Origin of the sequence: Achromobacter sp. UMC46 (genome assembly GCF_014170335.1) — a bacterium.
Taxonomy (GTDB): domain Bacteria; phylum Pseudomonadota; class Gammaproteobacteria; order Burkholderiales; family Burkholderiaceae_B; genus Achromobacter.
Map to the genome: position 1 here is coordinate 192,650 of NZ_LZZS01000004.1, position 23,851 is coordinate 216,500.

Genomic DNA, 23,851 nt, shown 5'->3' on the forward strand with positions numbered 1-23,851 from the left:
CGCGGAAAATCCGCGCCGGCCGGTACTGCTCTTGAAGGAAGGTTTCCGGGGCTAGGAAAGCGGCGGCGACGGCATGCGCGTCTCGCCAGGCTCGAGCGTCAGCTGCACGTCCAGGTGGAACGTGCCGTCGCTTGAGGCTTCGAATTTCCTCAACAGCGACCCCACCGCGCCGAACGCGGCGTCGCTATAGGCAAACGGATCGTTGGCATCGAATATCTGGGTGGTCAGGACCTTGTGGCCCGGCGCCGACGCGATGAAGTGCAAGTGCGCCGGCCGCATGTGGTTGCGTTGCTGCATAGCCAGCAGGTCGCCGCAAGGGCCGTCGATCGGCACGCCGTAGCCGGCGGGCTTGACGCTCTCGAACCAGTAGCGGCCGTCTTCGTCCGTCACGAACACCGCGCGCAGGTTCATGTCCTCCTGATGCGGATCCTGGTTCTCGTACAAGCCGCTGGGCGCGGCCTGCCATGTCTCGAGGCGGGCCCCTGCCAGCGGCTTGCCGTCCAACGAACAGATGCGGCCGGTCACCAGCAGCGGTGCGCCCGTCGTGTCGTCGGAGGCGATCTTCGCCCCGTTCTCCAGGACCGGCTGGTTGGCCCGCCAGAAGGGGCCGATCAGCGCCGGCTCGGTCCCGCCCGCTTCCAGCACGCCCTTGGCGTCCATCAGCAGCACCAGCGTCGCCACGCCCAGGATATCGGCCAGCAGGATGCCCTCGTGCCGCAAGGGGTTGGTCGCCTGGCCCACCCGCACCAGGAAATCCAGGCCTTTGTGCAATTCTTCGTACGTCAGCGTCACGTCGGCCGCGAACGCATGAAGATGGCGGATCAAGGAATCCAGGATCTCGCGGGTGCGCGGGTCTTGCGGCCGGTTGACCGCCAGCACGGCGTCCAGCAGCGCTTGCGGCGTGGCGGGGATGGCGCACTGCGTGCCGGCCTCCCGGCTCGGTTCTGAGGAAATGGCATGACTCATATTCATTCAACCCTGTAATCTGACGTTAATGACCTGCGCATTCCACGCATCAATCGGCGGCGATTCCGGCGTTGGCCGCCAGCACCGTCCAGACCGGCAATTCCTGCGCGATCCGCGCGGCCAACTGATCCGGAGAACTTGCCACGCAGCGAAAACCCTGGTCCTGAAATTGGCGTTGGACGGCGTCATTGGCCAGCACCTCGCCGACCGCCTTGCTCACGCGCTGGACAAGCGCGGCGGGCGTTCCCGCCGGCGCGAACAGCGCCTGTATGGTCTCTGAGCGGAAATCCGGAAAGCCGGCTTCCGCTATCGTCGGCACGCCCGGAAGTTCCGGCCAGCGTTGCGTGCTGCCCACCGCCACCGCCCGCAGCTTGCCTGCGGCCACGGCGGCCCGGGCGGCAGGCAATGCGGCGAATGCGCAGTCCACGTGCCCGCCCGCTACGGCCATGACGGCAGGAGCGGCGCCCGAGTACGGGACGTGCATCAAGTCCACCAGGGCGCGCTGCCATAGGAGTTCCGCCGCCAGATGCACGCTGTTGCCGTTGCCGGGCGTGGCGTAGGTGCGTGCCCCGGGCGTCTGCCTGGCCAAGCCGAGCAGCGCGGATAAGCTGTCGATCCCGCTGTCGGCACGGACCACGATGACGTCGGGAGACGTCACGACCAGGCTGATGGGCGAAAAGTCCCGGACGGCGTCATAGGACGCCCGCGCGCCGGCGACCGCGGCATTGGTGATAAAGGAAGAGGAAACGATCAGCAGCGTGCTGCCGTCCGGTTCGGCCTTGGCGACCGACGACACGCCAATGTTGCCGCCCGCGCCGGCCCGGTTGTCGACGATGACCGGTTGGCCAAGCGCATCCGCCAGGCGTGCGGCCAAGAGGCGCGCAACAATGTCCGTGGTGCCGCCTGCCGCGAACGGCACGACGAGGCGGATCGGCGGCCGCCGCGCGCTTCTCCCGAAAAAGGGAACGAGCTGTTTCGCCTGGCCGGTGGCCGGGTATGCGCACAGCACGCCCATACAGGCCATTGCGCGGATCACGCTCCTTCTTGAGAATCGACGGGACATGCTGCGGGCATCGATCATTCCTGCGTTCCTAATGACGAAAATTCGGGGCGACGGCGCTGCGGGCTGCCCTGCGGACGCCATCGGTCGGGCTCATCGTTCAGCCGTTTCTTTCAAGAATCCGTCCGTGCCATAGACCAGGCCCGTGTCCTCGGCCGCGCGCACCACGTCGGGATGCCAGGCAATGCGCCCGCATTCCTCGTCGGTGCCGCCCACTACCGAATACACGACAAGGGCATGCGGATTGGGGTTGCGGAATCCGCGCATGACGCCGATGGGGCAGGAAATCACGTCCCATTGGTTCAGCATCACCGAGTGTTCGCCCTTGTCTCCCCAGATCACCTCCATATTTCCATTCAGGGGGCAAAAGACTTCCTCGGTCTTGTGCGCGTGCAGACTGGCGCCCTGCCCCACGGGGATTTCGATGAAGGTCACGCCGAAACGGTGATTGCCAGGGATGGCGGGTTGGACGCCTTTGTTTTCGAGCACACCGCGGTTCATGATCTTGTAGATGTTCTTCTTCATACCCGGCAGGCGGCTTTCGATGAAGGTTTCGCGGTACGGCTCGACCTTGCCCCAACGCGCAATACGATTCGCTTCCATTTCCTGAGGGGAGATGTTCATATCATTCCTTTATTAGATGGGCTGTCAGCATTATTTTCTGCACGCAATTGCGCGGCTGATGAAAGGTAATTCGCGGCCGGACACAGCGTCCATTACCATTTTCTGACTGCTTCCATATAATTTTGTTATGACTGTTTTTTCACCCAAGGAGCCGGTACGGCGATGGATCTGCGACAACTGCGCTACTTTGTGGCGCTGGCCAATCAAGGGCACTTCGGACGCGCCGCCAGCGTGCTGCACGTCGCTCAGCCAGCGCTGACCCGGCAGATTCAGCTGCTGGAAGAAGAGCTGGGCGTTCAACTGTTCGTGCGCCACTCCCGAGGCGCGACTCCCACCGAGGAAGCGACCTTCCTGCTGGAACGGGCGAACTTCCTGCTGCGTTACGCCGAACAGCTCAAGCAGGACATGTCCGCCCTGCAACGCACCCCCAGAGGGCCAATCGTGCTGGGGCTTTCCCCCGGGCTGGCGATGACATTGGCGGCCCCACTGACCCACGCGGTGCAAAATGCCCTTCCAGACGTCCGGCTGCGTTTCGTCCAAGCCTTCTCTCCCGTGCTGCACGACATGCTGCTTAAAGGCCAGGTCGATCTGGCCATACTCAACGGCCCGGTTCCCCTGGCGAATCTGGCGACCTACCCTTTCCTGACCGAAGGCCTGTGCCTTATCCGGCAGCCGGAAAGCCCGCGCAAGCGTACCGGTCCGAAAATCGGGTTGAAGCAGCTTGCAGACCTGCCGTTGGTCATGACAGGCCTGGCAAAATCCGGCGTACGCCTGGAGCTCGAGGCGCAGGCCGCCCAGGCGGGCATACAGCTCAATCCCGTGGTTGAAGTGGAAACCATCGAAGTCGCCAAGCGCCTGGTTCAGGCAGGCGTAGGCGTGACCGTGCATTTCGCCGCCACCGTGCAGGAAGACATCGAGGCAGGCCGTCTGGCAGCTTCCCCGATAGAGGGGCTCCACATGCGGCGCATACTGGCTCACACCTCCGATCGGCCCGCATCCCGCGCGACCAAAGCCCTGGTCGTCATCCTTCGCGAAGTCGCCCGGGATCTGGTCGCGCACAAACGCTGGCCGCACGCCGTGCTGGACTACCGAGAGCAGGAACGGATGGCAGTTGGCGAGTCTTGATTTTTATCATCGCCTGCCGTTCTAAAGGTAGGACGCTGCGTACGCCGGCGTGCGCTACCCGGCAACGCGCTGCTCTGGTAAGCGTTCTGCGGCAGCGCCGCTTTCAGCCTACAGGCGGTTCAGGCTGTACACCGACGCGGGCGGCAGGTTCAGCGGCACGAAACGCTCCCTGCGAGCCGACAGTCCGCAGGCGTCAAGCACGTTCCGGGAGATGGGGCAACGTACGCCATAGGTAAAAAAGTGCATGGCCGCCCCGGGCCGCATGGCTTCGAAAACCGCCGTCAGCAATTGATGGTGGTGCTCTCCGCTCATGTTGCGCAGCGGCAAGCCACAGATGGCGGCGTCGATGCCGTCAAGTTCCGGATGCAGCTGCCGGGACAGGTCTTGCGCCGACACCTGCAGCACGGCCGCTTCCGGAAACTGCGTCCGCAGGCTTGAGCTCATGCCCGAATCCTGCTCGACCAGGACCAGACGGGACGGATGGACGCCCTTGCGCAGCAGTTCCCGGGTGAATACGCCTGTGCCGCACCCCAGTTCAAGGACTTTTCCCGCCATGGCCGGCACTGCCGCGGTGATGGCCGAGGCCAGCGCCGCGCCCGAAGGGGTTACGGCGCCGATCGCCGCCGGGTTGGACAACAGGGCTTTGACGAACTGCTTGCGTTCTTGCAGCCACGACATCCGCCAATGAGACGGATGGATGTGGCGGGTTGCGGTCTTGCATGACGACGAGGAATGCATGGGTGCCTTTGTCTCGGGAATCTGAAACCCCATGCAGGGCGCATGGCTGCGCCGCACGGGGGAAACTACGGAGACATTACCTGGGCCGCCCCGCCCTGGCCGGCAACCGTACGTAAGCACCCTTATCAAATGGCGGCGGCCAGGCCGGACGGCCGCTGCAGCGGGCGGCCGTCGCTGACAGCTTGCGTTGCAAGTCCCTGGCGCGGATCAGTCGATCGCGGCGCCCGCCGTCTTCACCACTTTTCCCAGCCGCGTGTATTCCTCGGCGCCGAATTCCGCCAGGGATTGACGCGTCGTCGGCGACGGGACCGCGCCGCGCGACTCCAGCGACTTGCGGACCTCGGGGCGCTGCAACGCCTGGTTCACGGCGGCGTTCAACTTGTCCAGCACGGCCGTGGGCGTGCCCTTGGGCGCGTACAAGCCATCCCATGCGAAGAACTCGTAGCCCTTCACGCCAGCCTCGCTGATCGTGGGGATGTCCGGGTTGGACCCTACGCGTTCGGGCGTGGTGACGCCCAGCGCGCGCAGCTTGCCGGCGGCGATCTGCCCCGATACATTGGGCATCACATCGATCAGGAACGAGATCCGCCCGCCGAGCAGGTCCGTCATGGCCGCGCCGCCGCCCTTGTACGGAATGTGCATGACGCGGATGCCCGCCATCTGGTTCAAGAGTTCACACGCAAGATGCGACGACGTTCCGTTGCCTGCCGAGCCGCAGGTCAGTTCACCGGGATGCGACTTGGCGTAGTCGAGCAGCTGCGAAAGCGTCTTGAATCGGTCGTCCGTGCCGTTCACGACCAGCGCCGCGGCGATGACGGTAAAGCGCGAGATCGGCTCGAAGTCGCTGGGCGCATAGCCCGGCGACTTGTACAGCCAGTGGTTAATGGCCTGCGTGCCGTTGGTGCCGTAGGACAGCGTGTAGCCGTCCGGCTTGGCCCGCGCGGCAATCGACGCGCCGATGTTGCCGCCCGCGCCAGGCCGGTTTTCCACGATGATGGACTGGCCCAGTTCGCGCGACAGCGGTTCGGCCACCAGGCGGGCCAGCGTGTCGCCGCCGCCGCCCGCCGCGAAGGGCACGACCAGCGTGATGGCGTGCGCGGGCCAGTCGGCCTGCTGCGCGGCCGCCGCGCCCGCGGCAAGCGCGGTACAGGCGGCGGCCAAGCAGATAAGTGTTTTCGAGGGGTTCATGTCTTGTCTCCTGAGGGATGCTGTGGCGCGCGCCCGCTGCGTTTTAGGTATGTCGGGCACGCGGATCGAATCGGAAATCTGGCGGGCGCCTCCTGGCGGGTTGCGTTATACGAAGCGGCAGCTGACGGTGCCCAGCGGACCGTAATCCACATGGAAGGTGTCGCCTGCCTGAGCGAAGACGGGCCGCGTGAAGGACCCGCTCAGGATGATCTGGCCGGCCTCGAGCGTGACGTCGTGCTCCGCCAGCTTGTTGGCCAGCCACACTACGCCGTTCGCGGGATGGTTCAGCACGCCCGCGGCCAACCCGGTTTCCTCGATCACTGCGTTGCGCGACATCATCGCGCCCACCCAGCGCAAGTCCAGGTCGCCGGCTCGCACCGGCCTGCCGCCCATCACGACGCCGGCGTTCGCCGCGTTGTCGGCGATGGTGTCGAACACCTTGCGGGGCCGTTTGGATTCCGGGTCGATCTGGTGCGACCGCGCGTCGATGATTTCCAGCGCCGGAATGACATAGCGCACGGCATCCAGCACGTCGAACAACGTTACGCCCGGCCCGTGCAGGCGCCGGTCCAGGATGAACGCCAGTTCCACCTCGACGCGCGGCACGATGAAGCGGTCGCGTGCGATCTCGGCGCCGTCGGCGAACAGCATGTCGTCCAGCAATGCGCCGTAGTCGGGCTCGTCGATCTGCGAGGACAGTTGCATCGCCCGCGACGTCAGTCCGATCTTATGGCCGACTAAACGGCGGCCGGCCGCGATCTTCTGGGCGACCCATTCGCGCTGGATCGCATAGGCGTCGACGATCGTGATGTCCGGATGGTCCAGCGACAGTTGGCGCACCTGGGTCCGTGTCTGCTCGGCCTCGTCCAGACGCCGCGCCAGGGCCTTTATGGTGGGGGTATCCATCTTGTCTCCTTGATGTGCCTGAAGGCGTATCTTTATTCGGGCGGCAAATGGCGCCGGCTGCGTTTGTCTGCCAGACGCCAGCCGGAGCCTGCCTCCACCAGTTCATCCTGGCATTCCCTGATGGAAACCAGACGGGGCGCGCCGCCCTGCTCTTGCGGCACGCTTTCGTAGGCGGTCAGGAAATAGGCGACGCTTGCACGCGGGCCTTCCACGCCGGTCAGGCGCAGGTTGGTGATGATGTGGCATGTCACGCGCTCGGGCGGGCGGACGTTCAGGGCGGCCAGGACTTCCTGTGGGCCGCACAGCCGTTTGCCCTGCCGCAGCCAGACGCCGTCGGCCGCCATCAGCGCCGAGGCCGCTTCGTGACGCCGCGTGTCCAGCGCGTGGAAGAAATCCAGGATGACCGCTTCGCACGCGGCCTTGACCTGCTGGGTTCGGGTTGAATGTTCCAAAGGTGTCCTCATCTGATCTGGGCGTTGGCCAGCGGCGCATCTGGCCGCCGCAGCAACGCCGGGTCCAGGACCGCGCCTTCCGCGATCCACTTGCGCAGTTGCCGGAGCTCCCGGGGCGCATCCACCGCCACCGCCGCCACGAGCCGTCCACCGGCGTCCAGCGCCATCGACAGCAGCGCCCGGCCGTCCGCCTGCGGACGCAGCACCTCGCACATCGCCATCGCCGGAAATCCGATAATCTGCACCATGGCGTCGTATTGCTCGGACCATACGGCGCCCGTCGGCACATACGGCGTGGCGTCGCCCAGCGCTGAACGCGCGGCAGCAGTGCCCTGGTCCTGGGCGTTCTGCCAGGACTCCAGGCGGATGCGACCGCCAGCGGCGGCATGGGCGGTGACGGCCACGTCGCCCGCCGCATAGACGTCCGGCGCCGACGTGCGGCAGTACGCGTCGACCAGCACGCCGCGTTCACAAGCGATGCCGGCCTCGCGCGCCAGCGCGTCGTTGGCCTGCAAGCCGACGCCCAGCACTACGGCGTCGACGTCGATGCGGACGCCGTCCGACAGCACTGCGGCCGTGCGCCCGTCCGGCAGCGCCTGCACGGCCCGCAGCGCGGCCTGCAAGCGGATGTCCACCCCGTGCGCCGCGTGCAGCGCGGCCAGATGCGCCGACACGCCCGGCTGCACGCTGCGCGCGCACAACCGCGGCGCCTGCTCCACCACAGTGACCGCGCAGCCCGCCTGGCGCGCGGTGGCCGCGACCTCCAGCCCGATCCAGCCGCCGCCGACGATGAGCACGCGCTTGCCTGGCCCCAGGCTGGCGCGCAGGCGCATGGCGTCGTCCCGTGTGCGAAGGACGTGCACGCCGGGATTGCCGACGCCCGGCAGCGCCGGCACCAGCGGCGTGCCGCCCATGCACAGGATCAGCCTTTCATAATCCAGCACGCCGCCGTCGGACGTGTCCACGCGCCGTTCCTCCGGGCGCAACCGCGTCGCCGATACGCCCGGCGCGAACTCGATCTGCAACTGCGCCAGGCGCGGCGCGGAGAACAGTTCCGTGCTCTCGGGCGGGGCGTGCCCGCCCAGCACCGCCTTGCTCAAGGGCGGGCGTTCATAGGGCGCGTGGGGCTCTTCCCCCAGCAGCACGACCCGGCCGGTGTAACCGCGGTCGCGCAGCGTAGCGGCGGCCCAGCCGCCCGCCTGACCCGCGCCCACAATGACGATAGCGCCCGCGTTCATGCGGCCTCCGCCTTCAGGTAGACCGTATTGGCCTCGATCCGCACCTCGTAGCGCCGCAGGTCCGTCGTGACGGGCGGGCATTGCGGCTTGCCGGTGCGGATGTCGAACACGCCCTGATGCAGCGGGCATTCGATGGTGCCGTCCTCCATGTAGCCATCCGCCAGGCTGGCGTTGCCGTGCGGACAGCGGTCCTGGGTGGCGCAGATCTCGCCCTGCAGGTCGTAAAGGCAGACCGCCTCGCCCTCGTGGAGGACGCGCAAGGTCCCGGTGTCGGGCGAGATCTCGCCGACCTGGGCGACGGGTTTCCAGGTTTCCATGGCTACAGCCCCATCGCCTTGCGGTAGTAGTCGTAGAACGACCGGATCAGCACTTCCGTCACCATGTAGTCGGCCGGTTCGGTGTCTCGGCCGCCCATTTCGACGATGCCGCGCGCTTCGGGATAACCGGTGACGCCGATCTGCACCTGGTTGAGCATTTCGCTGTCGTCCATGGACACGAACCCGGCCGGGCCCAGCAGATTGGCGTGCTTCAGGCGCAACCGCGTCATTTCCTCGTCGTCGTCCTCATACCCGTAATAGGTGAACACCAGTTCATGCTCGGTGGGGCTGCGCGGGATGACGTGGCGCGTCTTCAAGGAGTTGGCCTGGATGCCGAACTGCGCAGCCGGAAACACCCAGGCGCCGCCCACGCGGCCCCGGTTGAACTCGGTGCGGGGCGTCACGGTTTCCAGGTCGAGCAACTCCAGGTCATCGCGGAAGCGGCTCATTTCGGTGGTGGCCGCCGTCTTCTTCTTGCCTTCGTTCTGCGACACCATGACGCTGTGCGCGCCGCCGCCTGTGGGGATGCACTCCGATTTGGAGTCCGCCCGCCACAGGCCGAATGTGATGTAGAACGTGTGCAGCAAGGTGGCGTGGTACGGGTCCTTCAGGTTCTCCAGGTACATCTTCCAATTGCTGGGGATCAACTGGCGGCTGTATCCCAGCAGCTTGAGCGGCTTGCCCGGAAGCATGTGGTCGATCTCGGCCAGCACTTCCGGCCCGCAGTAGTCCTCGAAACTGGGCGCCTCGTCCGAGAACGTCGCCCAGATCGACCCGCCCCGGTTCACGCTGCGCAACTTGCGGATGCCGTTCTGCCTGGGGTCGAAGTCTTTCGGCATCCCGCCCTTGCCCATGGCTCCCCGGCGAAACGGCACGCCTTGCAGATTGCCGTTCAGGTCGTAATTCCATTGGTGGTAAGGGCACGTGAAGTCGGCCACGCGGCCGGTGTTCTGCCAGCAGATCTGCGCGCCGCGGTGGGCGCAGCGATTCTCCAGCACCGCGACCTCGCCCGTTTCGGTGCGGACCATGACGACCGGGCGGTTGCCGATCCAGTTGCGCTTGTAGCAGCCGGTCTCCGGCACTTCGCATTCCAGCCCGACGTAATTCCAGGTCTGTCCGGCGAAGAAGATGTCCATTTCCTTCTGGAAGATGGCCGGATCGGTGTAGACCCAGTTGGGGATGCGCGTATAGCCCTCTTCAGGCCAGCGGCGCGGGATGTGGATGGCGGTCTCGGCGGGCGCGTCCAGGACGGCGGAGTCGGAACAGGTCATGGCGGTTTCCTTGCAGCGGGTTCAAAGGGGCACGATCAACGACGTGCGCACGCGGTAGTTGTCGTAGACGCAGTCGCGCCGGGCCAGCGCCAGGCCGTCGGGCGCCACGCGCAGCACGTCCAGGTAGCGGCCCACCATATTCAAAGTAGGTTCCCGGTCGGACAGCGATTCCATGACGGCGAAGTTGGCTTGCGCCACGATGTGGTCGCCCTGCACTTCCATCACGCGCACCCCGCTGATGAAATGGCGCAGCGAACGCGGTTCGAACATGGTGGTTTCGCGCAGCGCCGTGACGCGGTCGCGCAGCATGTTCTTGTTCATGCAATAGATCAGGCCCAGCGGCAGGCCGGCATCGTGGTTCTCGCGGGAAAGCACGCGGTAGTGGCAGTCTTCGGTGAAGAAATCGGGCCACGCTTCAAGCTGGTTTTCGTCCAGGCAATAGGCGTAGTCGTCGTAGAAGTCCCGCAGGCGGGCCCGCAGCGACGACACGTCGGAATAATCAGTCAAGGTCATGGGGGATCCGGAAGTCGATTCGTGGGAAGGCGCCGGGTCAGGATGCGGCGGCCAATTGCGCGCGGTTGCTTTCAAAGCCGCTCTGGCTGCCCAGCGCGAGGATGGGCTCCTGCATGCGCTCCTGCCAGATCAGCGACTCCATGGCGATTTGCAGCGGATGGTCCTGCACGGTCAGCGCCGAGGTCGTTTCGGTGCCCGAGTGATGCGAATGCATGGCCCAGCCCGGCGCGGACAGGATCAGGTCGCCCGCCTTCCAGTCCAGCCGCGTGCCGCTGACCTTGCTGTAGCCGTTGCCGCGCAAGTAGTAGTTGATGGCTGACGAGCTGTGGCGGTGCGGCACATGGTGGTTGTCCGGCGGCGACGAAGAAATGGTCGCGAAGAAGCTGTGCGTGGTCCCGATGCGGCGTTCGGTCGCCGGGTTGTAGAGCACGAAGAGCCGGCGGCCGTTGTAGCCGCGCGCCATGTCCTCGACCGTCGGCAAGTAGCGGGACACGTCCGCCCAAGGCCAATGCAGCGCCTTGGATTCCAGCACATCGATGTCGATCAGCCATTCGTAGCCCATCAGCCACGCGCCGTCTGGCGTGATCTGTTCACGCAAGGCCAGGTCGCGCGACCGGGGGCCGTCCGGCATGCGGGCCGGCACCGGACGGGTGTTGGCGTCGGCCGGCGGGACGGCGCCTTCGAACTCCTCGACGTAGTGGATCTCCAGCTTCTCCAGCAACGGCGCATTGGAGTACGACAGCCGCACCCAGGGCGTCTTGCCTTCGTTGCGGTAGGAATGCACCTGCATGGCCGGCGTATTCCAGACGTCCCAATGCCCCACCCGGAGATCGCGCCCGGCGACTGTCGCCACGCCTTCCCCGGCGATGCAGATTTCCAGCATATTGGAGTTCTTGCGCACATTGAACGTGCGCTCGCCCGGGTTCACCACGTTGATCGTCACGTCCGTGCCGGGCGCCAGGCCCAGGCCCGGCGCGGTCGCCTCCGGATGCACGATCAGCGATGCGCGGCGGCCGTTGCCGGGCCGGGGCGCATCGGTCAGCCGGGCGATTTCCAGATCGATGTCCTCTTTCGGGATCACGATCGACGGCCATTGGTTCTGCTCGCGGGGGCTGGCCCCGCTGACATCGACGAACATGCTTGTCTCCTTGCCGCCGGCGCTGCGGCCGGCTGTCTCGTTGATTGAATTCGGTTCAGGACTGCGCAAGCAGCAGGTTTTCCCGCGTCTGCGGCGGCAGCGCCACGCCCAAGCCCTGGTCGCGGGCGCGCTCGTAGACCACGCGCGCCATCGCCAGGTCGGACAAGCCCATGCCCATGCCCTTGAAGATCGTCAGGCGCGCGTCCGCCAGCCGGGTCTGCCCCGAAGCCAGCAGGCTGCCCAGCACCGATACCCCTGGCCACGGCGTCCCGTCGGCGCCGTAGCGTTCGCGCAGTTCGCGGGAGCCCCGGCGGGCGTTCTCCAGGTCATCCACCACCACCATGCCGGCCCGCTCGAAGACGTCTTGCGCGAACTCGGCCTTGGCCGGCAGGATCGCGCCCAAAGCGTTCAAGTGGCGGCAGTCGGCCAACAAGGCGGCGTCCACGAACGGGTCGACGGCGCGCGTGATCAGCGTGACGATTTCCGCCCCCCCCAGCGCGTGTTCCAGGCTGGGCGATGCCTCGATGTCGAACGCGTACTTGCCGGCCACGCTGGCGACAAAGGCCTGGCGCTTCTCGGGCGTCGGGCTGTAGACGCGCACCCGCCGCAGCGGGCGCACCGCGGCCAAGGCCGCCAGTTGCGTGACGGCCTGCGGCCCGGTGCCGACCAGCGCGGCATGGCTGGCGCCTTCCGGCGCCAGGGCCCGGGTGGCCACGCCGCTGATCGCCGCGGTGCGCAACATGCCCAGCGCGCGCGCTTCGATGATGGCGCGCAGCAAGCCGGTGCTGGCATCGAACAGGCTGAACAACGACCCGCCCCCGGTCTTTGTGTGGACCCAGGTCTTGAAGCCGGCGTATCCGCCCGCGCCCGTCTGCACCGACCCCAATGCATGCATCGAGCTGCCGTCGCCCCAGGTCGCCAGCGCCTTGGGCAGGTTGCGCGCCTGCTCATTGCCTTGCGCGACCAGCATGGCCTGCAGCGCGTCGATCGCCCCATGGATGTCCAGCACGGACACCACGTCCCGCTCCGTCAAATACCGCAGCGCATCAGCCATGCGCGTCTCCTTGTTCCTGGGCGGGTTCGTCCGCCACCGTATTGACCAGCGTCCCGACGCCGGGGATTTCCACTTCCAGCGTGTCGCCCGCCGCCAGGAAGCGCGGCGGCTTGCGGCTGGACCCCACGCCTTCGGGCGTGCCCGTGGCGATGACGTCGCCCGGCGACAGCGGCGTGAAGGCGCTGATGTACGCAATGAGTTCGGGGATCGGGAAGATCAGGTCGGACACGTCACCCTGCTGCATGACGGCGCCGTTCAGGCGGGAAATGACCTGAAGGCGCGCCGGGTCGCCGATCTCGTCCGCGGTGACGAGCCACGGCCCGATCGACCCGCTGCGCTCGAAGTTCTTGCCGGGCGTGACCTGGGCGTTGTGCTTCTGGAAGTCGCGCACCGAGTTCTCGGCCATGCACGTGTAGCCCGCCACGTGCGACAAGGCGTCGCGTGCCGCGATGTGGCGCCCCGCCCGGCCGATGACCACGGCCAGTTCGCCTTCGTAATCGAACTTGTCGGACAGGCGCGGCTTCCATACCGGCTCTCCGTGCCCGACGAAACTGTCCGCGAAGCGGGGGAACACCGACGGATGCGCGGGCAGTTCGCGCCCCGCCTCGGCCACGTGCCGGCCATAGTTCAGGCCAACGCAGAGGATTTTCCCGGGCGCGGGCACCGGCGGCAGCAGCCGCACGCCGGCCAAGGGCCTACAGGGCATGCCGTCGGCCCGCGCGGCCAGGGCGATCTGTTCAACGCCCGCTTCCAGCGCGGCGGCCACGTCGGGCCAGACCTGCGTCAGGACCACGACCTCGGCGCCGCTCACCACGCCCCAGGCGCGGCGGCCCGCTTGATCGAAGCTGATCAGCTTCATGTTGTCTCCTGTTCCTATGCGATTCAGCATGCATTGGCTTATTTCTTTGCATGCAATTGGCGTATAAACGCCACTTAGAACCCTGTTTTTCTGAATTATTGCATGCAATTTTGATGAATCGCAAGACTCAGAGAGGTTTTTTATGCCGTATTGCATGCAATTTTGTAGGTACACTGGAGGCCCTACCGCCCCCAATTCAGCCGACGCTTCGCTATGGCCGCTCAGATCGACAAAGTAATTTCGGAACTCCGAGACATGGTGCTTTCCGGCGCCCTGCAACCCGGCGAACGGATCGTGGAGTTGCAGTTTTCCGCCCGGCTGGGCGTCTCGCGCACGCCGCTGCGGATCGCCCTGACCGAACTGGAAAAGGAAGGTTTGCTGGAACGCTTGCCGTCCCGGGGCTTCCGGGTGCGGTCGTTCACCGTCGATGAAATCGGCGACGCCGTGGATGTGCGCGGCGTGCTCGAAGGCATGGCCGCGCGCCTGCTGGCCGAGCGCGGCGCGTCGAAAGACGTGCTGGAACAACTGTCGCAGGCCGTGGAAGAAGGCCGCAGCCTGCTGGCGCCGGCCCGCCGCGACCCGAACACCACCGTGGATGCACGGGCCTGGGGCCAGATCAACCGCCGATTCCACGAGATCCTGTGCGAAGCCGCCGGCAATCGGGCGCTGCTGTCGGCGCTGGAGCACAACAACAAGACCCCGCTTGCCGGCCCGGCGGCGCTGACGCTGCCGTCCACCCCGTCCTTGCTGGAAACGCCCTTTGTCTTACGGGCGCAGGCGGACCACGAAGACCTGTTGCGCGCCATCACGCGGCGCGAGGCAGTTCGCGCTGAAAACCTGATGCGCGAACACGCCTACCGCAGCCGGGAAAACAAACGCGTCCTGCTGGACTCGCTGCGGGGCGCCCTGTCGGCGCAGCCGCTATTGGCCGACCACAGCGCGTAGCCCGGGGGGCCAGCGCCGCAGCGGCGTGATCCGTACAGCCGCGCAGCAGCCACCTGATCGGTCCAAGGTCAGTTCAGGGAAATGCCGGATTCGGCGATGACGCCATGCCACACGTCGATCTCGTTCTTGAGCCAGGCGTGGAAGGCCGGCCCCGCGACCGGCTGCGCCGGCATTTCAACGAACTGCTGCGCCATGATTTCCTTGAACTTCGGACTGGCCAGCACCGCTTGCAGGGTTTGCTGAAGCTTGTCGACGACATCCGGCGAGACGCCTGCGGCCGTATACAACCCGAACAACGCCGACGCGTCGATCCCTTCGTAGCCGAACTCCGTAATGCTCGGAATCTCGGGAAAGGTGCTTGAGCGCTTGCTGGACAAGGTTGCCAGGGCGCGCAGACTGCCCGCGCGGTATTGCGCCACCATCGGTTGCGGCACGTCGAACTGCACCGGGAACACGCCGCCCAGCATATCGTTGAGGGCCTGGGCCGACCCCTTATAGCCAACGTGGGTCATGACCGTGCCGGAGCGCTTCTGGAACAGCAGGCTGGCCAGGTGCGCCACGGTCCCGGGCCCGGAAGAACCGTAATTGATCGTGTCAGGCGTCTCTTTCGCCAACCTCACCAGGTCGGGCAATGTTTTGGCCGGGTAGTCGTTGCGCACCCACACGAATATCGGCGTGGTTCCGATCAGTGCGATGGGAGTGAAGTCCTTCAGCGGATCGAACGACAGCTTCTTGTACAGACTGGGATTGGTGACGACTGTCGCCGTGCCGAGCAGGATGGTGTAGCCATCCGCGGGCGCACGCGCCATCGCGTCGTAGCCGATGTTGCTGCCGCCCCCCGCCCGGTTCTCGACGATGACGGATTGGCCCAGGCGCGCGCCCAACTCCATCGCAAGCGAACGCGCCAGCACGTCGGTCGGCCCGCCGGCGGCGAACGGCACGATCATCTTGACAGGCCGGGCGGGCCAGGCATCGGCCGCCTGGGCGCCCTGGAACGCCTGCATGGACAAGGCGGACAACAATCCGACGAATACGTTGCGTAGACCCTTCATGGTTTCTGTCTCCTCATGTCGTTTTCCCGTGCCGCAAGTCGTGGGCGCCTGGGCCGGTCCTGCCGCCGAACCCCGGGCGCCTAACGGCGCGCCAATCTGGCGAGGGCCGCCTCGTACTCTTGTTTCAGCTGCGCCACGACGGCCTGGACCGGGGCGACTCCGTGGATGTTGCCCACGCCCTGACCCGCCGACCAGATATCGCGCCAGACCTTCTTGCCCGACTCCGACGCGGCGTTGAAATCCGCTGAGGCGCGCCCTTCGTTTGGAAGATGGTCGGGGTCATAGCCCGCATCCCGCACGCTGGACCGCAGGTAGTTCGCTCGGATTCCCGAAAAATGGTCCGTGTAGACAATGCCCGCGGCGGTGGAGTCCACGATCGCCTGCCGGTACCCCTCGGCCACATTCGCCTGCGGCGTCGCGATAAAGCGGGTGCCCATGTACGCAAGGTCCGCCCCCATCGCCTGGACGGCAAGGATGTCTTCGCCACGGGATACCGCCCCCGCGACCAGCAGCAGGCCGTCGAACAGGCGCCGGACTTCGCCGACCAGCGCAAAGGGCGACGAGGTGCCCGCGTGACCGCCTGCGCCGGCGCACACCAGGATCAGCCCGTCCACCCCAGCCTGGATCGCCTTTTCGGCGTGGCGGACATTGATCACGTCATGCAGCACCACGCCGCCGTAGCCGTGCACTTCCTTGACGAAGTCGGACGGGTCGCCCACGGAGGTAATGACGATTGGCACGCGGCGCCGGACGCAGACGGCCAAGTCCTCGTCCAGGCGGGTGTTCGACTTGTGCAGGATCAGATTGACTGCGACGGGCCCCGGGCGCACGGATGCTTGTCCCTGTCCGCCATCGCTCAAGGCCGCGTCGATCTGAACCAGCCATTCGTCCAGCAACGACGCCGGACGCGCGTTCAAGGCCGGAAACGACCCGACGATACCGGCCCGGCATTGCGCAATCACCAGTTCGGGACCGCTGGCGATGAACATCGGCGACGCCACCACCGGCAACTCCAGCGTCTTCATCCATTCCATCAAATCACTCCCTTTGCGGCCAATCCGGTCAATTCGTCTTCGTCCAGCGCCAACAGATCTCCGTAGACCTCCGCGTTATGCCGCCCTATCCCCGACGCCGCGACCCGCACGCCGCCAGGATTCGTCCGGAACCGGGGAACGGCGTCGGCCATGCAGATGCTGCCGAAATCTTCGTCCGGCACCTCCTTCAGGATGCCGCGCGCCTCGAAATGCGGGTCATTGCAAATCTGATCGGCCGAATAGATGGGCGCGATGGTGCCGTGCGCCGCATGGAATGCCGACAGCACGTGCTCCAGTTCATGTTCGCCGCACCATGCCGCGAAAATGGCGTTCAGCGCATCGGCGTGGCGCGCCCGCAGCGGATTGCTGCAGAATCTGGGGTCGTCGATCAGGTCCGGGCGCCCGATGGCGCGGCAGTTGTTGGCGTAGAGGGCATTGGTGCTACCGGACAAGGACACCCAGCGCCGGTCTTTCGTGGCGTATACCGCCGCCGGCGCCGAGTACTGGCTGGTGTTGCCCGAACGTTCATGCACCTCGCCCAGCATCTTGTACTTGGCGGGCAGGAACTCCATGAGCTTCAACATGGCCTCCGTCAGCGACAGGTCGATCTCCTCGCCGGGCGCATCCGGGTTCGCGGAGCGCGCCCACAGCGCCGCCAGGACACCCACTGCCCCGAACAGGCCGCCAATGGAGTCGCCGATCGGATAGCCGGTATGCATGGGTTCGCCGTCGGGCTCTCCGCTGATGTAGGTCAGCCCGCCCATGGCCTCGAAGATCCGCGCAAACCCGGCGCGGTCTTTATAGGGCCCCGTTTGACCGAAACCCGAGACGCGCAGGATCGTCAGCGACGGTTGGGCCGCCCAGAGCGTGTCGCGGTCCAGGCCCCAACGGTCCAGCGTGCCGGGCCGGAAGTTCTCGATCAGCACGTCGAAGTGGGGCAGCATGCGCAACAGCATGGCCTGTCCTTCCGGCTGACGGAAATCCAGCGTCACGAAACGCTTGTTCCGGTTCGTCACCTTCCACCACAGGGCCTTGCCATCTTTCAGCGGCGGGAACGCCCGGGCCCCGTCGCCCTGGCCCGGAAGCTCTACTTTGACGACGTCGGCGCCATAATCCCCCAGCAGCGCCGCCGCGGAAGGCGCGGCGATGATGGTGGCGATATCCAGCACCCGCAATCCGGTCAGCGGCCCCTTCATGACGCCTCCTGGGCCAGATGATCCACGTAGCCGTCCAGCGCTACGCCCGGCCCGCCCAGCAAGGTCTCGTTCACCAGGAGGCGCTTGGCAAGATGGCTGATCGCCGTTTCGTCCTGCAAGCCGATCGCGCCATGCAGTTGCAGGACGTCCAGCGCCACCGCGTGCGCGCTTTCGCCGCTGATCCAGCAAGCGGCGGCCACGGCGCCCACTTGCGCCTCGGGATCCGCCTGCCGCCATTGTCCGATGGCGTTCCAGGTCAAGGCTTGCGCGTTGCGCCAGGCGCGATACAGGTCCACGACGCGATGCCGCAGCGCTTGAAATTCCGATAATGGGCGCCCGAACTGGCGGCGGGTGCCCAGGTATTCCACGGTCTGGCGCAATGCCTCGCGCATGACGCCGACATTCTCGACGCACCACAACAATTGCTCTGCCTGCCCGAACGCGGCGCAGAACGCACGCGCGGCCGGGCCCCGCACGATCAAATCGGCGGCGTCGGCGCCGACGGCATCAACGTCCAGGTCGGCAGCGCCCCGGGCGTCGTACAGGCGATAGGAACGCCGCGTCAGGCCTGGCGCCCCGGCGGGCAACAGGAAGACGCCAAGCTCGGCATCAGGCGCGTCGGATAACGCCGCGGCAACCAGCATCCGGGTAGCGCTATCGCCCCCCAGCACCGTCGACAGCTTTCCCGTCAGCGTCCAACCGCCTTGAACGGGCCGGGCAGCCAGCGGCGAATCCGCTTCCAGCGCGCACGACAGCATGGCTTGGCCCGCCAGCGTGTCGACGAGCATCCGGCTGACGGTATCCGCCGACGCCGCGCCCGCTATCCCCCAGGCCATCGGCGCCGCAATGGCCGCCGCGCCGTAAATGGGCAGGAAAAGGTGAGCCGCCAAGGTCTGGGTCACGTGCGCCACGTCGGCCAAGCGACCGGACGCCCCGCCCTGCTCCTCGTCGGCCATCAAGCCCAGCACGCCGAACCCGGCGATTTCCGCCCACGCCTGGGCGCAGCGGGCGCCGCCGCCCAGGATGGACTCCCGGCGGGCGTCGGCGCCGTACTCGCGGGCCAGATATTTGCGCAGCGATTCGTCGATCATCGATTGCTGTTCGTCGGCGCCGGCGTCGGCGACCGCACCCAATTCCGATTTGCCGCTGAACAAGACGCGCGCAATGATCTCTTTTTGGATCTCGGACGCGCCGCCGCCCAAGGTCACGCCCCGATAGCGAAGGAAGTGCAGATGGATGTTGTTGACGCTGCCAGGGACCAGGGGCGGCAGGGTCGCGCGCCCATCCAGCGCGGCGGGATCGACCGGCAGCCCATGCCTGCCGATCAACGCCATCTGCGCCGCGTACAGGTCCTGGATTAATTCCGTGCCTTGCAGCTTGAGCAACGACGGCGCAATGTCGGAATCGCTGCCCGCGGCGACCGCCGTCAGCGCCTGCCACCACTGCGACTCGTGGGCAAGAAAGCGGCATTCCAGCTTGGCCAGTTCCGCCCAGGTGCGCTGGTTGGCGCGCGCCAAGGCCGGCGGACCTTGATACTGCCGCGTCAAGCGCTTGAGCTTTTCAAGTTCAGCCTTGCATTCGCCTACCCGCGCCAGGAACAGGCGTTCCGTGACCAGCAGGTCTTTCGCAACCGCCCAGCCGCCGTCCTGCGCGCCGACCAGGCAATCCGACGGTACGCGGACCTCGTCGAAGAACAATTGCACATGGAACTCGGCGCCATTGATGAAGCGGATCGGCCGCACCGTCACGCCGGGCAAGGTCATGTCGATCAGCAGCACGGACAGGCCGTCCTGCTTGCGGCCAGCCCCGGCATCGGTGCGGACCAGGGCAAGCGCCCAGTTCGCCCAATGCCCGAAGCTTTGCCAGATCTTGGTGCCGGTGACGACAAAGACGTCCCCGTCGCGCCGCGCGGTTGTCTTGACCGAGGCAAGATCGGACCCTGCGTCGGGTTCGGAGTACGCCTGTGCCCAATAATCTTCGAACGACAAGATGCGGGGCAGGAACCTGACCTGCTGCGAGGGGGTGCCGTGGTTCATGAGGGTCGGCCCGATCATGTCGATTCCCAGGTTTTCAAACCGGGGGCATCCCGCCAACGCGTATTCCTCGCGAAAAATCGCCAATTGCCACAGCGCCCAACCCGGCCCGCCATGCTTGGCGGGCCACGCCGGGGCCGCCCAACCTTGCGAATGCATGATCTGCTGCCAGCGCCGGGCCTGCTCGCGCGTGACCAGGCAGTTGGCCGCGTCGGCCTCGCGCAAGTCCGCCGGCAGGCTGGAATGCAATGCGCGACGGATATCCTGCCGGAAGTCCGCCGCCTGCCGGGCGTCGATTGCCATGTCGCTGCCGCCGTTGGTCATGCCGGCTCCTTGCTTGCGCGTGCCGCGTGCTCGGAGGCCATGCGGTCCCAGTCGTACCGGGCGGGTTGGCGATCCAGGAACCGCAACACCGCGTCCCGGTGATCGGCGGAGGTCGCGCAGGCGCTTTGCGCGCAGCCTTCCATGTCCACGAACGTGCCGTAGTCCATGTCGAAGCTGCGACTGAGCAGGCGTTTGGTAAGACCGATGGCCGGCTGCGGCGCCAAGGCGAACCGGCCGGCCAATTCCATGGCGGCGTTTATCAGGGAGCTTGGATCGCAGACCTGGTAGACCAGCCCCAGCTCCACCGCTTCTTCCACCCCGACGGGCCGGGCCGTCATCAAGAGGTCGCGCGCCTTGGCCAGGCCGATCAGGCGCGGCAGGATGTGGATGGCGCCCATGTCGGGCAAGACGCCCAGCCGATTGAACACCATCGAGAAGGTGGCCGTCCGCGATGCGACGATGAAGTCCGCCGCCAGCGCGATGGAAAAGCCCGCGCCGAATGCGGGGCCATCCACGGCGGCGATGACGGGAATCTCCAGCCCGCGCAGGCGCTCAAGCCAGTCATGCAGCCGCAGGATGCGCCCGCGGGCCGCATCGCCCGCGTCCCGCTCGGGCGTCACGCCAGTGATCCGGTCACGCATGGCGCGGATGTCGGCCCCCGCGCAGAAGCTGCCGCCCGACCCCGTCAAGACCAGCGCTTTGATCGTGTCGTCCGTGCGAACCCGGTCGATCATTTCCGAATAGTCCTGGCGCAGCGCTTGCGTCAAGGCATTGCGGTGAGTCGGGTTGGCATGGGTGAAGACAGCAATGCCATCGTGAATCGCCAAGTGCGATTCCCGGAAGTCCGAATCACGGTTTTCCATATCGTCTCCTCCGGGACGGTTGCCGCCTGATGGCGGGTCCGTCCGGCTGTGTGTTGACGCTATGGTCTGCCTGGCGGCCGGTGCTGCACCCCCCCTTATCGGGGGGGGCTGGCAGAAAACCGGATGTCGCGCAATGCGGTGTCGATCAACCCGAGGTGCCGCGCGCGCAGCACGGCTTCGTCGCGCCCCAGCACGCCCAGCTTGCCGTAGACGTTCTTCAAGTGCCACTTGACCGTTTCGGGCGAAATGCCCAGCACGCGCGCGATGCGCTTGTTCGGCATCGCGCAGGCCAATGCCTGAAGGACATCGAACTCCCGCGCACTGAGCGTCTCGATCTGCGTCGGGGCTTCGCGCACCGGCGCCTGAACGTCGGTCTCGATGGCCGCGGCCTTCAAGCGCTGCCAGTAGAACGCGGCGACCGGACTCAACAGATCCGCCTGCGCCACGCGGTCGCCCAAGGTTTGCAAGGCGGGGCCGTAGTCCATCAAGACGCGCATGCAACCGAGTTCCTGGGTGTCGTGCATGGCCTGGGCCAACAGGGGCAACGCCTCGTCCGGCCGGTCGCCTTGCGCCCGCAGCAATGCGGCTTGGGCGCCCATCTGTATCCGGATCCGCCCGAACCCCAGCGTGCCGGCCAGCCGGTAAGCGTCCTGCGCCTGGCGCAGCGCGTCGTCCAGGTGGCCCGCGGCCACCAGCCATCGCGTGCGGGCCATGGCCAGCAACATGCCGAAGGGCCGTTTGGAACCGACCGGGTTGGCGCCATGGCGCTTCGTCATGAAGGTCAACTGGGCCAGGCATTCTTCAGCGCCGCCCATATCGCCCGCCAGGCACAACACCCGGCAGCGCTCGGCCAGGCTATGCACCAGCGCGCGTTCCAGCCCGCGCTCGGCGGCCTGCTCGTCCAGCCGGTCTAGATGGGAAAGTGCCTCTCGATAACTGCCTTCCCTGGCATAGATGCGCGCCAGGACGACCCCGATGCGCAGCAGGGAGTCGGGCAGGGACACGCGTTCGATCAGGTCGATGCGCAGCTCAAGCATGGAACGCGCGGTCTCGATGTCGTTGACCTCGTACAGCACGTCGCCCAGGTACCCGGCCGCGATGCATGCCGGGTCGCTGACCATGCCGAGGGCGCCTTCCGCTTCTTCGAGCGCCGCGCGCAGCACTTGCTCGGCGCTGCGCATGTTCCCCTGCTGCAAATAGGTGAAGCCCGCAATGCACTGCCCGGTCAGCGTGCCGAAAGCCGAATCCAGCAGCACCGCGCCGTCGTCCAGCACGGGGCGCGGGCCTTGCTGGAGCTCGCGCGCCCGCTCGAACTTGCCCTGGTGGGCGTATAGCCAGCTGAGGATATTGCGGCGCCCGCCGATGAGGATGGCGTTGGAGCCGCCCGACAAGGCTTCGACTTCCTCCAGCATCGCCGCGGCGCCGTTGGTATCGTCTTCCTGCACCGCCAAGGAACCCTTCAGCAAGGTCAAATGCGCCCGCGACGCGGCGTCGTCCGGGGCCAGCGCGGCCTCCAGTTCGGCGATGCTTGCCCGGCATTCGGCAAACCGCCGGTAGCACAGGTGGGTCCACGCCTCCCAGACGCGCAGGGCCGGGCTGCCCCGGCGGGCGGCAAGCGGCAGCTGGGCGACCGCGCTGACCAGGGCGCGCATCTTTCCCCGCAGGAACAGGGCGGGTGCATCGCGCTCCAGCCAGAAGGCCGCGCGGTCCTCGCGTCCTGCGCTGAGCGCATGGGACACGGCCTCTTGCAGGTGGCCATGTTCACCGAACCAGTCCGCCAAGGCGTGATGCGTATCGACCCGCACCGCTTGCGGCAGGTTCCGGAACCGTTCCGTCAGCAATTCGCGCAGCAGCGGATGAAAGCGATGCCAGCTTTCGCGCCCGTCGCCGTCGGAAGACATCAGAAAGAGGTTCTCGCGGCGCAGCCGCGCCAGCAGCGCCTGCCCGTGCGCGGGGCCGAACAACACCGCGCACAGCGACGCACAGAATTGCTTGGCCGCGGACAGGCGCGTAATGTCAGCCAGCAACGCCGCGTCCATCATCGCGAAGACATGCTGATTGAAAAAGGCGGCGAAATCGGCGGCGTTCTGCAGGCTGGCCTGGGCGGCGGCGCTGGACGCCGACGCGTCCAACGGGATCGCCGCCAATTGCAACCCGGCGATCCAGCCGTCCGTCAGGTCATACAGCAGCCGCGCCGTGCGCTTTTCAATCTGGGGATGACGGTGCTTGAGATACTGTTCAACCTCTGAAAACGAAAACCGCAGCGCGTCGAAACCGAACTCCGCCACGTGATCCTTGTCCCGCAGCCGGGCCAGCGACAAGGCAGGCGCACTGCGCGACAACAAGGCCAGATGGAGATTCGGCGGCGCAAAGTCTGCCAACGTCTGGAAGAACTGTTGGCCCACCGGCTCGGACACGCTTTGGTAGTCGTCCACCAGCAGGTAGAGTTCCTTGGCATGGCGTTGGGCCGCAAGGATAAAGGCGATAGCCACGGCATCCGCGGATACCAGCGCGCCATCGCGGTTCAAGATGAACGCCGCTTCACGGCCAAGCGCCGGGTCGATGCGGTCCAGGCTGGCGAACACGCCTTCCAGCAGGTGGCCCGGCTCGGCGCCTTCGAGGGACAGCGCCGACCAGGCGAAGTCATATCCCATGGCAAGCATCGCGCTGCGCCATTGCTCGCCCAATGCGGTCTTCCCGGCCCCGGCCGGCCCCTGGATCACCACCAGAGTTTTCCCTCGGGCTTCGATCAGCTTGTCCAGCAGGCGGCCGCGCGGCAGCAGATTCTGGCCGCTGGCCGCGCCTTTGGCTCCAGCCGGGAATGTTTCATCGGGACGCATCGGTCCTTGCCTCCATTGCCGCGATTCTAGGCCAGCAGGATGCCACGTCCCTCCCCGATTCAGGGGGAGAAGGTGGGTGGGTTTATCACTAGTCTGCGGAAATCAGCACATATCA

Annotated in this window: 22 protein-coding genes; 2 read left to right on the plus strand and 20 right to left on the minus strand. The window is 66.4% G+C overall.

Features of this window, described 5'->3' with window-relative positions; translation table 11 throughout:
• Positions 1 to 51: 51 nt before the first annotated feature.
• The 3 genes from A9973_RS03840 to A9973_RS03850 form a co-directional block, all read right to left on the minus strand.
• Complete coding sequence (locus A9973_RS03840; protein WP_183012446.1) at positions 52 to 966, minus strand: dioxygenase; 915 nt, start codon at positions 964 to 966, stop codon at positions 52 to 54.
• A gap of 49 nt (positions 967 to 1,015) precedes the next feature.
• Positions 1,016 to 2,047 (minus strand): tripartite tricarboxylate transporter substrate-binding protein, encoded by a 1,032-nt coding sequence (locus tag A9973_RS03845; protein ID WP_183012447.1) that lies wholly within the window; start codon positions 2,045 to 2,047, stop codon positions 1,016 to 1,018.
• 72 nt (positions 2,048 to 2,119) lie between these two features.
• The gene (locus tag A9973_RS03850) at positions 2,120 to 2,650 is read right to left on the minus strand and encodes a cupin (protein ID WP_183012448.1); all 531 of its coding nucleotides are present in this window, start codon (positions 2,648 to 2,650) and stop codon (positions 2,120 to 2,122) included.
• A 162-nt stretch (positions 2,651 to 2,812) separates the two neighbouring features.
• On the opposite strand from A9973_RS03850, the gene A9973_RS03855 reads away from it, so the two are divergent.
• Positions 2,813 to 3,775: a LysR family transcriptional regulator gene (locus A9973_RS03855; RefSeq protein ID WP_183012449.1), complete on the plus strand. Its 963-nt coding sequence runs from the start codon at positions 2,813 to 2,815 to the stop codon at positions 3,773 to 3,775.
• A gap of 108 nt (positions 3,776 to 3,883) precedes the next feature.
• Here A9973_RS03855 and A9973_RS03860 read toward each other — a convergent pair whose 3' ends face one another.
• The 11 genes from A9973_RS03860 to A9973_RS03910 all read right to left on the minus strand — a co-directional run bounded on the left by A9973_RS03860 (position 3,884) and on the right by A9973_RS03910 (position 13,449).
• On the minus strand, positions 3,884 to 4,453 hold the full coding sequence (locus tag A9973_RS03860) for a class I SAM-dependent methyltransferase (protein WP_255469012.1): 570 nt from the start codon (positions 4,451 to 4,453) through the stop codon (positions 3,884 to 3,886).
• Between the two features lie 267 nt (positions 4,454 to 4,720).
• Positions 4,721 to 5,701: a tripartite tricarboxylate transporter substrate binding protein gene (locus A9973_RS03865; RefSeq protein ID WP_183012451.1), complete on the minus strand. Its 981-nt coding sequence runs from the start codon at positions 5,699 to 5,701 to the stop codon at positions 4,721 to 4,723.
• A gap of 105 nt (positions 5,702 to 5,806) precedes the next feature.
• The gene (gene hpaH, locus A9973_RS03870) at positions 5,807 to 6,607 is read right to left on the minus strand and encodes a 2-oxo-hept-4-ene-1,7-dioate hydratase (RefSeq protein WP_183012452.1); all 801 of its coding nucleotides are present in this window, start codon (positions 6,605 to 6,607) and stop codon (positions 5,807 to 5,809) included.
• Between the two features lie 32 nt (positions 6,608 to 6,639).
• Positions 6,640 to 7,059, minus strand: a complete 420-nt coding sequence (locus A9973_RS03875) for a nuclear transport factor 2 family protein (RefSeq protein WP_183012453.1) — start codon at positions 7,057 to 7,059, stop codon at positions 6,640 to 6,642.
• Positions 7,060 to 7,067: 8 nt separating this feature from the next.
• Positions 7,068 to 8,297 (minus strand): NAD(P)/FAD-dependent oxidoreductase, encoded by a 1,230-nt coding sequence (locus A9973_RS03880; RefSeq protein WP_183012454.1) that lies wholly within the window; start codon positions 8,295 to 8,297, stop codon positions 7,068 to 7,070.
• A complete protein-coding gene (locus A9973_RS03885; RefSeq protein WP_183012455.1) occupies positions 8,294 to 8,614 on the minus strand; it encodes a non-heme iron oxygenase ferredoxin subunit in 321 nt (106 codons plus the stop codon). Before A9973_RS03885 ends, A9973_RS03880 begins: the two co-directional genes overlap by 4 nt.
• A gap of 2 nt (positions 8,615 to 8,616) precedes the next feature.
• On the minus strand, positions 8,617 to 9,885 hold the full coding sequence (locus tag A9973_RS03890; protein ID WP_183012456.1) for an aromatic ring-hydroxylating dioxygenase subunit alpha: 1,269 nt from the start codon (positions 9,883 to 9,885) through the stop codon (positions 8,617 to 8,619).
• A gap of 21 nt (positions 9,886 to 9,906) precedes the next feature.
• Positions 9,907 to 10,398 carry an aromatic-ring-hydroxylating dioxygenase subunit beta gene (locus tag A9973_RS03895; RefSeq protein ID WP_183012457.1) on the minus strand — a complete coding sequence of 164 codons (492 nt, stop codon included), beginning with the start codon at positions 10,396 to 10,398 and terminating at the stop codon, positions 9,907 to 9,909.
• A 37-nt stretch (positions 10,399 to 10,435) separates the two neighbouring features.
• On the minus strand, positions 10,436 to 11,536 hold the full coding sequence (locus A9973_RS03900) for a cupin domain-containing protein (RefSeq protein ID WP_183012458.1): 1,101 nt from the start codon (positions 11,534 to 11,536) through the stop codon (positions 10,436 to 10,438).
• Positions 11,537 to 11,591: 55 nt separating this feature from the next.
• Complete coding sequence (locus A9973_RS03905) at positions 11,592 to 12,590, minus strand: ornithine cyclodeaminase family protein (protein ID WP_183012459.1); 999 nt, start codon at positions 12,588 to 12,590, stop codon at positions 11,592 to 11,594.
• Positions 12,583 to 13,449, minus strand: coding sequence for a fumarylacetoacetate hydrolase family protein (locus tag A9973_RS03910; protein ID WP_183012460.1), 867 nt, complete (start codon positions 13,447 to 13,449; stop codon positions 12,583 to 12,585). Before A9973_RS03910 ends, A9973_RS03905 begins: the two co-directional genes overlap by 8 nt.
• Positions 13,450 to 13,662: 213 nt before the next feature.
• Between A9973_RS03910 and A9973_RS03915 the strand changes: the two genes are divergently transcribed.
• Positions 13,663 to 14,394, plus strand: coding sequence for a GntR family transcriptional regulator (locus tag A9973_RS03915; RefSeq protein ID WP_183012461.1), 732 nt, complete (start codon positions 13,663 to 13,665; stop codon positions 14,392 to 14,394).
• Between the two features lie 68 nt (positions 14,395 to 14,462).
• On the opposite strand, the gene A9973_RS03920 is transcribed toward A9973_RS03915, so the two are convergent.
• The 6 genes from A9973_RS03920 to A9973_RS03945 form a co-directional block, all read right to left on the minus strand.
• Positions 14,463 to 15,446: a tripartite tricarboxylate transporter substrate binding protein gene (locus tag A9973_RS03920; protein ID WP_183012462.1), complete on the minus strand. Its 984-nt coding sequence runs from the start codon at positions 15,444 to 15,446 to the stop codon at positions 14,463 to 14,465.
• Positions 15,447 to 15,526: 80 nt separating this feature from the next.
• Positions 15,527 to 16,480 carry a nitronate monooxygenase family protein gene (locus A9973_RS03925; RefSeq protein ID WP_183012463.1) on the minus strand — a complete coding sequence of 318 codons (954 nt, stop codon included), beginning with the start codon at positions 16,478 to 16,480 and terminating at the stop codon, positions 15,527 to 15,529.
• On the minus strand, positions 16,480 to 17,676 hold the full coding sequence (locus A9973_RS03930; protein ID WP_183012464.1) for a CaiB/BaiF CoA-transferase family protein: 1,197 nt from the start codon (positions 17,674 to 17,676) through the stop codon (positions 16,480 to 16,482). The genes A9973_RS03925 and A9973_RS03930 overlap by 1 nt, the downstream gene beginning before the upstream one ends.
• Positions 17,673 to 20,033, minus strand: a complete 2,361-nt coding sequence (locus A9973_RS03935) for an acyl-CoA dehydrogenase family protein (RefSeq protein ID WP_183012465.1) — start codon at positions 20,031 to 20,033, stop codon at positions 17,673 to 17,675. Before A9973_RS03935 ends, A9973_RS03930 begins: the two co-directional genes overlap by 4 nt.
• Positions 20,030 to 20,896, minus strand: coding sequence for an enoyl-CoA hydratase/isomerase family protein (locus tag A9973_RS03940; protein WP_183012466.1), 867 nt, complete (start codon positions 20,894 to 20,896; stop codon positions 20,030 to 20,032). The genes A9973_RS03935 and A9973_RS03940 overlap by 4 nt, the downstream gene beginning before the upstream one ends.
• Before the next feature lie 95 nt (positions 20,897 to 20,991).
• Positions 20,992 to 23,736, minus strand: a complete 2,745-nt coding sequence (locus tag A9973_RS03945) for a LuxR C-terminal-related transcriptional regulator (protein ID WP_183012467.1) — start codon at positions 23,734 to 23,736, stop codon at positions 20,992 to 20,994.
• Between the last annotated feature and the right edge of the window lie 115 nt (positions 23,737 to 23,851).